Origin of the sequence: Vibrio sp. R-1, from assembly GCF_035615595.1 — a bacterium.
GTDB lineage: Bacteria > Pseudomonadota > Gammaproteobacteria > Enterobacterales > Vibrionaceae > Vibrio > Vibrio cholerae.
In genome coordinates, this window is the sequence record NZ_WPDC01000312.1 from 1 (window position 1) to 476 (window position 476).

Consider the following 476-nt stretch of genomic DNA (forward strand, 5'->3'; position numbering starts at 1 on the left):
TGAGGCTCAATTGGAAAATCTTTTTTTCGTAACAAACTCTGTAGCAGGGCGCTGTGGGCCAGATAAAGTCATGTGGGACCTAGAAGAGTTGTGGTCATCTGGAGTTCGAGCAATTCTTTCGGTCAATGACGGAGAGAGTGTTCATATTTCACGCCTAAAGGCTATTGGTTTTGCGTATGAACACATTCCTCTTTCGAGTAATGCACCAGTTCAAAGTGGTGATTTTGAGGTTTGTCTTGATGCATTACCTCGAATTATCAAGTTCATTGAACAAAATGAGACTCAAGGCAAAGTTGTAGTACATTGCAAATCAGGCAAAGATCGGACAGGGCTAGCATTAGCAGCATACCTTTTAAAATCCAAAGGGTTCGGTGTAGAAGAATCAATGTCGGCAGTAAAGGATGTTCGTGATATTGCTTTCAGTGCACCAGACTGGGATTGGTTTACAGAAAAGGTTTTGGTTGGTCTGTCTAACA

General features: G+C 42.0%; 1 protein-coding gene. It reads left to right on the forward strand.

The features are described from left to right. Positions 1-476, forward strand: a 476-nt coding sequence (locus GOU96_RS18285) for a protein-tyrosine phosphatase family protein (protein ID WP_324702124.1), incomplete at both ends; no start/stop codon positions are given.